This window comes from Salinivibrio sp. IB872 (assembly GCF_001995345.1).
GTDB classification, from domain to species: Bacteria; Pseudomonadota; Gammaproteobacteria; order Enterobacterales; family Vibrionaceae; genus Salinivibrio; species Salinivibrio proteolyticus.
Genome location: NZ_MUFO01000002.1, coordinates 85,765 through 97,559 on the forward strand (window position 1 = coordinate 85,765; position 11,795 = coordinate 97,559).

The window sequence follows — 11,795 nt, forward strand, 5'->3', positions numbered from 1 at the left end:
AGCACAGTGAGCAATGTGTGAATCACGATAGGGACATCACGATGAAAAAACTGATCCTTGCGACCTCAATCTCGATGTTTAGCCTGAGCGGTTGGGCAGCCTCGTTGCCTGAAAACCTCAATTGGCAAACCAACTGGGATGCCCCCAAAATTGGCTCACCAGAGGCAAAACGCGGTGGTACCCTGCGTACCCATTTATTCAGTTTTCCGCAGACATTACGCACCGTTGGGCCGGACTCCAACTCAGGTCTGCGTAGCTATTTCCTTGATGAAATGCCCTCATTGGTGAAACGTCACCCTGACACCTTGGAATGGATCCCGGATTTGGCCAACGAGTGGGCGTTTGGCGATGATCATAAAACCATCTACTTTAAGCTCAACCCAGACGCGACCTGGTCTGATGGCAAGCCCGTCACCGCGGATGACTTCGTCTTTATGATGCAGTTCTATCGCTCCAAAGACATCGTTGCTCCTTGGTACAATGATTATTACACCAACACCATTGGTGGTGTCGAAAAAATTGATGCGCATACCATTGCCGTGCATAGCGCGATTGAGAAAAACGATGACGATTTGCTGTATATCCTTGGCAGTCTCGTTCCACGTCCTGCGCACTTTTATGCCAACCCACGCAAAGATGAAAACCAAGATGGCATCGCCGATGACTATGTGCGCCGCTACAACTTTAAAGCCGAGCCTACAGTGGGGCCTTATGCGTTAGGGCGGGTGCAAAAAGGCCGAAGCGTCACCTTTGAGCACGTGGATGACTGGTGGGGTTATACCAACCCGTATTATCAACATCGCTACAACGTCGATAAGATTCGAATGCGTGTGATCCGGGATAACGACATTGCCATGAAGCACTTTGAAAAAGGCAATTTGGACGTGTTCGATTTGATTCTGCCCGATATTTGGCACGACAAAACCCAATCTGAACCCTATAGAAAGGGCTATATCACTAAGTTTTGGGGGTATAACGAGATCCCTGTTGGCGCGGGTGGCTTATGGCTAAATACCGCCATGCCATTGCTGGATGACATCAATGTGCGCAAAGGCATCATCTATGCCACTGACTTTGATGGCATGATCCAAAAGATCACCCGAGGTGACTACTCGCGTAAGCCGCATGCGATGGGCTTTGGTCATGGTGAATACGACAACGACGGGGCAACACCGCCTGCGTTCGATCCTAAAAAAGCGGTCAGCTATTTCGAAAAAGCCGGTTTTGACCAAGTTGGCCCGGATGGCATTCGTATCAACGACAAAGGCGAGCGTTTAAGCTTTGCCATCACTTATGGTTATCAACACCACACGCCGCGTATTGCTTACTTAAAAGAACAAGCTAAAAAAGCGGGTCTGGAATTTACCATTAACTTGGTCGATGGCTCATCGGCGTTTAAATACGTGTTGGAGAAAAAGCACCAAATTGCCTTTCTCAATATGGGCACTTCCGAAGTTCCTGCCTATTGGGAATACTTCCACTCGGATAATGCCAATAAAGCGCAAACCAATAACCATACCAATTACAGCGCTCCAGAGTTGGACGCGTTAATTATGGCTTACAAAACGGAGTTTGATCTGGAGAAGAAGTATCAGTTGTCGCACCAGATCCGCGCTAAGATTTCTGAGGCGAGCGTGATTGCCCCGGGTTACATGGTGCCGTATGTGCGTCAAGGTTTTTGGCGTTATGTACAAATCCCAGATAACGCGATGACCAAGCGCACAGAAACCATGATAAGTAACGGGTCGGTGATTGGTCTTGGCACATACTGGATTGATGAAGCGATGAAAGAAGCCACCGAAGAAGCCATGGACGAAGGTAAAGCCTTTGAACCTGTAACCATCATTGATGACAGATACAAGCTGTAGAGGCGATTATGACGCAGGATGTCATTCTATCGGTTAAGGATTTGACCGTTAATTTTACCACTGACGATGGCCCCCGTGAGGTACTTCACGGGGTGAGCTTTGAGGTCAAAGCCGGGCGTACGCTCGGCTTAGTGGGCGAGTCGGGTAGCGGCAAAAGTGTCACTGCGATGTCAATCATGGGATTACTTCCAAAACCCTATGGGCAAATAACGGGTGGTGAAATTTTGTACCGCGGGACCGACTTGGTCACTCTGCCCGCCAAAGAGCGCTACGCAATGCGCGGCAATCGGATCTCGATTATCTTTCAAGACCCGATGACAGCGTTAAACCCTGTGCACACCATTGGCCGACAAATCAATGAAGTCTTGACGCTACACCGCCCAGAGCTGGACAAAAAAGCACGCGCGGCGTGTGCGCTCGACATGCTGGCTAAGGTGAAAATCCCGATGCCAGAAAAGCGACTGAACGAGTATCCGCATAACCTGTCCGGCGGGATGCGTCAGCGGGTGATGATCGCGATGGCACTGGCCTGCAAGCCTGATATCTTGATTTGTGATGAGCCAACCACCGCCTTGGATGTAACGGTGCAGGCCTCGATTTTGGATTTGATTAACGAGCTGCAAGAAGAAACCGGCATGGCGGTGATTTTTATCACCCACGATCTGGGAGTGGTCGCCGAGGTATGTGACGATGTAGCGGTGATGTACGATGGCCAAATTCGCGAACGGGCAGATATTTTCACACTCTTTGATCACCCAGCTCATCCGTATACCAAGCGTTTGCTGGGATTAATGCCAGGGCGTCACCATCAACCCAAGCAGATGATTGATATTCGTCCGTTGGAAGACTTTGATGCCGCGCCATCATCCACGTAGTTGCAGGAGAACGAGATGAGCAAGGAAGTCCTCAGAGTAGAAAATCTGAAGCAGTATTTTGTCTCGGGCAAAGGCCTGCTTCGTCAAGGCTATACCATTAAAGCCGTCGATGGCGTATCGCTCTCGGTGTCACAAGGTGAAACGCTCGGGCTGGTCGGTGAGTCGGGATGTGGCAAAAGCACCCTTGGCCGTACCATGCTTAAGCTGTTTGAGCCTACCGAAGGGAAAATTTTCTTTGAAGGTAAAGACATCACGCATTTATCTCCACGTCAGATGCGGCCACTGCGCAAAGACATGCAGATTGTCTTTCAAGACCCGCTCGAGTCGCTAAACCAGCGCCATACCATCGGCGGGATCTTAGAAGAGCCCTTTATTATTCACAATATTGGCACCGCGAAAGAGCGTCGTCAGTGGGTACTTGAGCTATTAGACAAAGTCGGTTTACCCCATGATGCGGTTAACCGCTATCCTCATGAGTTTTCGGGTGGTCAGCGCCAGCGAATTGGTATTGCGCGAGCGATCGCCCTTAAACCGAAACTGCTTATTTGTGACGAATCCGTCTCCGCCTTGGATGTATCCGTGCAGGCGCAGATTCTTAATCTGTTGCTGAAACTCCAGCAAGAGATGAACTTGGCGATGATTTTTATCTCCCACGACTTATCGGTGGTTCGCCATATCTCCGATAAGGTGGCAGTGATGTACTTTGGTCATGTGGTGGAAGAGGGGCCGACCGAAACCGTCTACCATCATCCCCAGCATGAGTACACCCAAAAGCTACTCTCCGCGATCCCAATCACCCACCCCAAATATCGCAAACACAAGCGCCGCGCCGAGCAACCGGTGGCCGAAAAAAAGCCTGAAGCGGTGAGTTAAGTACACGCCCCAAGGCCCCTCTGGTGAAAATGAGGTAACCCCCAGTAGTTGGATATCCAACATTGGGGGGGCTTCATCAGCAAAAGCTTACTGTCACCCGTATGTTAAGTTCAGGAGAGCAGGTTGCTGTAGGGATCTTGGCTCAGAATCGACAAGGTGTTTTTTTTCAGTATACAGACGGCTATTTGCAGCAGTTTGGTAATTTATCACCGTTTACAGGAAAATACCGCGCTGTTTCTATAACAAATAAGAGGGGACAGTAATGAAGCTCGGTCGCAACGATCCTTGCCATTGTGGCAGTGGTAAAAAATTCAAACGTTGTTGTATGGACGGCGTGTCTCAGCAACATGCGCAAGTCGTTGACGACGCTGAAACCATGCTGGCGAATAACCCAGGTATGAGTATCGATGAACTTAATGCTGTGTTACAGCGCCAAGTGCAGGATCGCAATAATCAACCTCATCCCGATTTTTGTGGTGTGACACCCGCGCAAATGACCAATTGGCTTTATGCGCCGTTTGATCAATTACAGTGGGTGACGATCACRACACCCGCCGATCTTTCCGCCAGCCCAGTGATGCGATATTTGGATCTGATGCTTGAACATGCGATGGCGCAAGGCGGTGCTTTTAAAGCAACCAACAAAGGCAACTTACCGGCTAAGTTGGTTAAACAAGCCAGTGAATTATTGCCTGAGTTTTCAGTTTCTCAATTCCAACGCCACATTAGTATCAGCGAGTTTGCTGGGTTTAACGAAGACAAATTCAATGCCTTGCACTATACCCGCGTGCTGGCCGAAATTAGCGGTATTATCTACCGACGCAGCGGCCGTTATCATGTGAAAAAAGCGGCGCAAAAACAGTATCAAGACATGGGCGTGCAAGCCTTTTTTAAGCCGATGCTGGCAGCGGCAACCGGCAAATATAACTGGGCGTATTTAGATAGCTTTGAATACGATGTTGATTTGCGCACCTTTTGGGTATTCATGTTGTGGCGCATACAAGCGCATCACAGCGTCGATCAGCTTACTCAAGAAGTGATGGTTGCTTTTCCTGATGTGTTAAAGGCGTTCCCAACGGACGATTACGCCCCGCCGGAAGCGTTGTTAAGCGGACTTATCGAAACGCGATTTATTGCGCGCTTTTTGCAGTTTTGGGGATTTGTGACGATGGATCCAAGGCGTTTTATAAACGGCGAACCCATTGCGCTCACCGCTCAGACTCAGCCGCTGTTAGCGCAAACCTTTCAATTCCACCTTAACGGATAGCAGGACATTGTGAGCGAATATCAATACTATAAATTCGAGCGCTTAGATGGGTATTTAGACAGCACCGCGCGCCAAGCACTCAGAGCCATTTCACGCCGAGCCGATATCACGGCAACGTCTTTCCAGGTGGTTTACAACTTTAGCGATCTAAAGGCTAAGGCATACGAGGTCATGCTAAAGCACTTCGATATCGGTTTTTACTATGCCAACTGGGGCTCGATGGATGCCTACATCAAACTACCTGCCGGGACCATACCCGATGCCATGCTTGGGTTATCGAACGATGGTTTTAAGGTTCGTCAAACCGATGAGTGGCAATTGCTCACTTTCTCTATCGAAGAGTATGGTGCGTATTTTGATGATGAAGATGCTGACGATTTTTTCCAGCATTTACCCGGTCTACGCAATCAGTTAATCCAAGGCGACTGGCGGCTTATATACTTGGCGTGGCTCAAAGCAGTAGATGACGATGATGAGCTTGATGCGATACCGTTAATCCAATTCGATTTTGAGCGCCTCAGCGAAGGGTTACAGGCTTTTGCTGCGCTGTATGCGATTCCCTTACCTTGGGTTAAAGCACTCGCGATGGTGCTGAATGAACTACCCAGTCACCCAGCCAAACACACCCAGTTGCAGTTTGAAGATTGGCTCAAAACGCTCACGGAAGCGGAGAAAAACACACTATTACGCACGTTGTTTGAGCAAGGCCAGTTAACTCGTCACCAAGCCGTAGCGCTGACGCGAAAAGAACCAGCCAACAAAGACGAAACTTATCAGTATTGGTTAAACCCCGACCTCGCGGCTCCCTATATTGCAACCGCACAACGACAGTTTGAGCAACAACAAGCTGAGGCTCTTGCAAAAAAACTAGCGCTTGAAAAAGCAGAAAAACAAAAAGCCTTAATAGATCTCTACAATCAGCGTGACCACTACTGGCAGCAAGCGCACGAGCAAGCGGATCGCACTTGCCCTAGTGGCTACGATGCGGCATCACGCTATTTGCATCAGCTCTTTGAGGCCTATCAACTTTACGATAATGCTGCGTCCTTTGAACAGAGGTTTAAGCGCTTTATAGCCGCTAATAGCCGTCGTAAAGCATTGTTAAATCGCTTGAGTGATTTGCTTAAATGATTGGGTCCACCCCAGGCAGACCCAGTGTTGTTAGCAAAAAATATCGTTGAGTTTTGATTGGTTGAAAGCCTTTATGCCCGCCTTTAGGTCTACACATTGTTACCTGTGAAGTCACTTTGTGTAGACCTCAGGCAAGAGTGTGACTTAACTCTTTGTTGCTATTGTTTGAAAAATATAGAAAAGTGACCCTTTCATAGCGCCTACAATCCGTGGTTTGTAAGGTGAAACTGGCTCACCGCGTGGAAGGAAAAAATGCAGCAGGTCGGAATTTATGAGCAGCTGGTAACGCAGCTTATTGAGAGCCGTATTGATCGAGAAAGATTTTATGTTGGCGAGCGGACGCTTACCAGCAACGAGGCGTCAGTTTGGTTGTCTCGCTTTTTATCGCATGTTTTGCACCATGTGCTCGACGCCGTGCCTGCCAGTGATGATCGCCTAGAGCAGCAAATCACACTATCCAACCAATTCTTGTTGTGGCTGAAAACCCAGATCCACGATAAAGACATTATCGACGATAATTTGCTCGCGAGTCAGGGGAAAATCCTGACGGCCCTTTATGAGTTTGAAAACCCGATAGCATCTGATTTAGCGCGTTATGTGCAAGATGTTTTCCCACTCACTGGCTTAACGCAAAGTGAGCTTTTTTGTGGCAGTAATGCGGGTCTTTCATTGGAGTCAGAGCTTAAAAGGGAGATTTTATCCGCAGACAGAATTTATTGGTTGGTGTCATTTATCAAGTGGGCGGGGATAAGAATTTTTCGTAAAGAGCTGGAAGAATTTACCCGCAGTGGTCGCGAGTTAAAGATCATCACCACATCATACATGGGCGCGACAGACGCGAAAGCAGTGGAGTATTTAGCCAGCTTACCCAATACTGAGGTGAAGTTAAGCTACAATACCGAGCGCGAGCGTCTGCATGCAAAAAGCTATTTGTTTTTACGCGAGACCGGCTATCACACCGGTTATATCGGGTCTTCAAACCTTTCACATTCTGCACTGACGAATGGGTTGGAGTGGAACCTTAAAATCACCTCGCAAGAAATCCCCCATATTATCAATAAATCACTCAGCACTTTTGAAACGTATTGGGCGTCGAATGAATTTGAGCGGTTTGACGGGGATGTAAAAAGTACCGAAAAACTGAATCAGGCCCTTCGGCAGCAGCGTGGTGGCGAAGAAGATGGTACTACGTTTTTCTTCGATCTCTCTCCTTTCCCACACCAACATGAAATTCTGGAGCAGCTGACGGTTGAGCGTCATACGCATCAGCGTTTTCGTAATCTCGTGGTGGCGGCAACAGGGACAGGTAAGACACTGATTTCTGCGTTTGATTTTGCCCGTTTTTTGAAAATCCATCCTGATGCCAACTTTTTATTTGTGGCCCATCGTGAAGAAATCCTTAAGCAGGCGCGCGCGGCTTATCGGGGAGTATTACGCAACAGCTCCTTTGGTGAGCTGTGGGTCGGTGGTCACACGCCAGATCATTACCGCCAGTTGTTTGTCTCGATTCAAACATTGAACAACCAGCTCGATACGCTCAACTTGACGGCCGATTACTATGACTACATTGTGATTGATGAGGTGCATCATATTGCCGCGAGCAGTTATCGAGCGGTTTTGCACCACTTTTCACCGTCAATACTACTGGGTCTGACGGCGACGCCCGAGCGTCATGATGGCGGCGATATTCTCGCGGATTTTGGTGGCGTCATTGCGGCTGAGATTCGGCTGCCAGAGGCGATTAATCATCGTCATCTTTGCCCATTCCAATATTTTGGTATTGATGATGATACCGATCTGAGGACCATTCCTTGGCAACGTGGCCGCTATGATATTGCACAGCTGACTAACCTCTATACCTCCAACCAAGCGCGGGTGGATAAGATATTACTCAGCATGAACGAGATCATCACGGATCTTAGCCGTATGAAAGCACTCGCTTTTTGCGTGAGTAAAGAACACGCTCAATACATGGCTCAACAGTTTTCACTGCAAGGGCTCAATGCGGATGTGTTGACCAGCGACAACCGGCATGAGCGCCAGCGAAAGCAGCAATCGCTGCGCGCCGGTGAGATCAATGTGCTTTGTGTGGTTGATATTTTCAACGAGGGGGTCGATATTCCTGAAGTGGATACCTTGTTGTTTCTGCGTCCCACCGAGAGTTTAACCATTTTCCTTCAGCAGTTAGGCCGCGGTTTACGGTTAGCCGAGGGCAAAGAGTGCTGCACCGTCCTGGACTTTGTTGGTCATTCGCGTCCCGAGTATGACTTTGCAAACAAGTTTCGGGCGCTGGTGGGCAAGAGCGCTCGAGCGATCAATCGTGAGATTGAACAAGGCTTTCCCAATGCGCCTTTGGGCTGTCGTATTGAGCTTACTAAGCGCACCCAAGAAATGGTATTGGATAACATCCGCAAAGCGTCGTTAACGCTAAGGCGCTTAGTGGCAATGGTTCGGCAATATCCTCAGCACACCCACCTGCCGCTGACGCTAGCGAACTTCCTAACCTTGTATCCGCATATTGATTTGAACGAACTATACAAGCGAGGCTGTTGGTCAGAACTGGTGTTCAAAGCAGAGCTAGAGGTCAATGATTCTCCTGTTGATGAAAGTGCACTTAAAACAATTAAGAAGGCGATTTTTCAGCGGATTTTAACCACGGATGATCATGCTTATCTAGAGTTTTTAAAGCAGCTTTGCCAAACAGACTTTGCGCCTGATACGGGTAGCGAACGGCATCGACTCATGTGTCATTATGATGTTTGGCAACAAACAGGGCCAGCTCTTAGCTTTTCATCCATTGCGCAAAGCTTTGCCGCGTTAAGGCGGCTGGGTATCAACGCAGAATTAATGGACGTGTTGGACTGGAAACTGTCACAAACCAAGCATGAGCAGTTAAGGATGGACGATTTGCCTGATGTGCCATTGCGGCTTCATGCTCGATATGCGCGTGAGCAAATTCTAGTTGGGTTTGGTGCTACCACTTTGGAGCGGCAGCCACCTGCACGAGAGGGGCTTTATGCGCTTAAAGATCAAAACATCGAACTGTTATTTGTCACCTTGGATAAAAATGAAAAGCAATTTTCCCCGACGACCATGTACCACGATTATGCGATCAACGCATCACGCTTTCACTGGCAGTCGCAAAACAGCTCGCGCCCTGATAGAGGTCGCGGCAAAGATTACATTCAACATCAAAAGATAGGGAAGCGCCTGTTTTTGTTTGTACGTGAGCAAACTAAGGATGAATTCGGGCGTACCATGGGGTTTGTGAATTTTGGCGAAGTGAATTATATCTCGCACACCGGATCTCAGCCGATGGATATTACGTGGGAGCTAGCCACTCCGATGCCAAACTTTATGTGGCAGCAAGCGGCGAAGTTGGCGGTAGGCTAGTTGAGATGGCAGTGGCATTGGGTGACCAACGTGCCACATCGCCCAATGAAAAATTCGATGAAACTTACAACCCTCACCCGCCTAGAGAGTGTGACTACGTTTCCTGAGGTCGAAAAAGTCTACCAAGAAGTAATGGTGTGAATAAGCGTGTTCTATCAATGATGCAGAAGGTGAAATGAATGACAGAGCATATCCCTCAAGCTCCACAAGGAGAGTTTGTTCTCTTCACTAGTGCAGACGGTCAAACTCGTGTTGAGTGCCGTTTTGAATCCGATACATTATGGCTTTCTCAGGCTGTAATGGCGGAGCTGTACGATAAAGATATTCGTACGATTAATGAACACTTGGTCAATATTTACAAGGAAGGCGAGCTTGCTCAAAGTGCAACCATCCGGAAATTCCGGATAGTTCGATTGGAGGGGAGTCGCCAAGTATCTCGCGAAATCGATCATTACAATTTGGAGGCTATTCTGGCGGTGGGCTATCGAGTTCGCTCACAACGTGGTACTCAATTTCGCCAATGGGCTACGCAAACGCTCCAAGAATACCTCATTAAAGGCTTCGTAATGGATGACGAGCGCTTAAAAAATCCGCCTGTTGGGTCGTCTGCTGTTCCAGACTATTTTGATGAGATGCTGGAACGCATTCGCGACATTAGAGCCAGCGAACGACGAGTTTATCTGAGGGTGAAAGAGATCTTCACAATGGCGGCGGACTATGAGCCATCCAATCAGGAGACTAATCGTTTTTTTCAAATCATTCAGAATAAACTGCATTATGCTTGTACGCATATGACCGCTGCTGAGCTTATCGCTAGCCGTGTGGATGCCAGTAAACCAGACATGGGGTTAACCAGTTATAAAGGTGACGAAGTACGCAGGACAGACGTGACCGTTGCCAAAAACTATCTGCGTGAGAACGAAATCAAGGAACTGAATCGTATTGTTAATATGTGGCTTGACTTTGCTGAAGACCAAGCTCTTCGCCGAAAACAGGTTTTCTTGCAAGATTGGGCGGATAAACTGGATCAGTTCTTAAGTTTTAACGACCGAGAGGTTCTAAGCGGCGCCGGAAAAATATCCAAAAAAGCAGCCAATGATAAGGCGAAATTGGAGTTTGAACATTTCGCAGAACAACGCCGTCGTTTAAAAGAGGCTGAGGGCGAAAAGGTCAACATTGCTGCGCTCAAGGCTGCGCTCAAAAAAGGCAAATAGCTGTATTGGAGATGTCACTCGTAGCGACGAGCATGGCAGCTCTCAAGAAACAACAAAGCCCATTCTTAAAATGGGCTCTAGCTGTATCACACTTAAACGATTATTTAGTGATTACTCAATATTCTGGATCTGCTCGTAGAATAGCATTGGCAATGCCCTGTGATGCCAGTGCTTTCAAGCGATTGTGGTGAGTAACTGTATCACGTTACTCACCGATATACTCACCAGAAAGATTTTGGCTAATTTACTGATGCTGCATCCAAAGCAGTAGGTCGGACAGAAGCCAGGACTTGGTTGTACCAACTTGCTTGGCTGCCGGAACTTGACCTTTTCGGCTTAGTCGCCACCATGTGGTATTGCTGACTGAGGTGATCTGCTTGCGCTCAGCTTCTCTTACCAAGCGCTCTGACTCACCATAGGCGTTCAAGATCTCTGCTCTTTGTGTCAAAGTCGGTTCAGTATAAGGCATTTACTTTTTCTCCTCTACCCGGTGAGACATCAACCAAGCATCGAGATCATCGCGCTTGAAGTATAGTTTGCGGTTAGGTTTGTAGTGCGGGATTTGCTTGGTATGCGTGAGCTTATAAATGTACTTAACAGACAAGTTTGCATACTGTGCAGCTTCCTCTGCGCTTAAGAACTGTTTTTGCGATGTTATTAGAGTACGAAGCTCTTCGGTTGCCGCTTTGATATCTGCCAACAGAGCTCTGGCTTCCGTTCGGTCTTTTTGGGAAATGGGAAAGTGGGAAATCATGCTTCGCCTCCTTGTTGAAAGCGGCTGAAATCAATGTTGATGTTTAAGTCTTTAGCGATTTGGTTGGGAAGTAGTTTGAAGTGCCTTTCTGCCTTCCCTGAAATGCTACTTTTAAATGTGCCTCGTGACGGTTCGTTAGTCTGAAGCCAGCCTTGCTTTTTTAATATCATGGCGGCTTGAATAACTTGATGATCAAATTCGAGTTTTAGGCCAGTTTTAAAAGCATCACGGCGGACATGCCAACTCAATTCATGACTATTCAATTTCCACCATCCGACCTCAGTTACTGCGCCTGTAGGCTTGATAGTGTATTGGCATTTGGGTAGGAAGTTGCGTAATTGCTCGCGAATATGTCGTTCTTCGTAATCAAACTCTTCGCTATAGTTGGCCATCCAGGCTTCAAAAACTTTGCCAATCTCA

At 47.9% G+C, this 11,795-nt stretch carries 9 protein-coding genes and 1 pseudogene; 7 read left to right on the top strand and 3 right to left on the bottom strand.

The genetic code is table 11. The features are described 5' to 3' along the window. Window positions 1-41: 41 nt before the first annotated feature. The 7 genes from BZJ18_RS01370 to BZJ18_RS01405 all read left to right on the top strand — a co-directional run bounded on the left by BZJ18_RS01370 (window position 42) and on the right by BZJ18_RS01405 (window position 10,621). Window positions 42-1,868 carry an extracellular solute-binding protein gene (locus tag BZJ18_RS01370; protein ID WP_077455047.1) on the top strand — a complete coding sequence of 609 codons (1,827 nt, stop codon included), beginning with the start codon at window positions 42-44 and terminating at the stop codon, window positions 1,866-1,868. A gap of 8 nt (window positions 1,869-1,876) precedes the next feature. Further along, window positions 1,877-2,743: an ABC transporter ATP-binding protein gene (locus BZJ18_RS01375; RefSeq protein ID WP_069588948.1), complete on the top strand. Its 867-nt coding sequence runs from the start codon at window positions 1,877-1,879 to the stop codon at window positions 2,741-2,743. Window positions 2,744-2,758: 15 nt separating this feature from the next. Then, window positions 2,759-3,616, top strand: coding sequence for an ABC transporter ATP-binding protein (locus BZJ18_RS01380; protein WP_077455048.1), 858 nt, complete (start codon window positions 2,759-2,761; stop codon window positions 3,614-3,616). Window positions 3,617-3,878: 262 nt separating this feature from the next. Then, window positions 3,879-4,883: a YecA family protein gene (locus BZJ18_RS01390; RefSeq protein ID WP_077455050.1), complete on the top strand. Its 1,005-nt coding sequence runs from the start codon at window positions 3,879-3,881 to the stop codon at window positions 4,881-4,883. A gap of 9 nt (window positions 4,884-4,892) precedes the next feature. Beyond that, window positions 4,893-6,014 (top strand): hypothetical protein, encoded by a 1,122-nt coding sequence (locus tag BZJ18_RS01395; RefSeq protein ID WP_077455051.1) that lies wholly within the window; start codon window positions 4,893-4,895, stop codon window positions 6,012-6,014. A gap of 252 nt (window positions 6,015-6,266) precedes the next feature. Then, window positions 6,267-9,407, top strand: coding sequence for a DUF3427 domain-containing protein (locus tag BZJ18_RS01400; RefSeq protein ID WP_077455052.1), 3,141 nt, complete (start codon window positions 6,267-6,269; stop codon window positions 9,405-9,407). A 179-nt stretch (window positions 9,408-9,586) separates the two neighbouring features. Next, the gene (locus BZJ18_RS01405; protein ID WP_077455053.1) at window positions 9,587-10,621 is read left to right on the top strand and encodes a virulence RhuM family protein; all 1,035 of its coding nucleotides are present in this window, start codon (window positions 9,587-9,589) and stop codon (window positions 10,619-10,621) included. 244 nt (window positions 10,622-10,865) lie between these two features. Here the strand turns inward: BZJ18_RS01405 and BZJ18_RS01410 are convergent, their stop codons facing one another. The 3 genes and pseudogenes from BZJ18_RS01410 to BZJ18_RS17505 all read right to left on the bottom strand — a co-directional run. Next, window positions 10,866-11,090, bottom strand: a complete 225-nt coding sequence (locus tag BZJ18_RS01410) for a hypothetical protein (protein WP_001147121.1) — start codon at window positions 11,088-11,090, stop codon at window positions 10,866-10,868. Next, on the bottom strand, window positions 11,091-11,375 hold the full coding sequence (locus tag BZJ18_RS01415) for a helix-turn-helix domain-containing protein (RefSeq protein WP_069500094.1): 285 nt from the start codon (window positions 11,373-11,375) through the stop codon (window positions 11,091-11,093). Next, window positions 11,372-11,795, bottom strand: a pseudogene (locus BZJ18_RS17505) (DUF927 domain-containing protein); the annotation flags it as partial. The gene BZJ18_RS01415 and the pseudogene BZJ18_RS17505, both read right to left, overlap by 4 nt.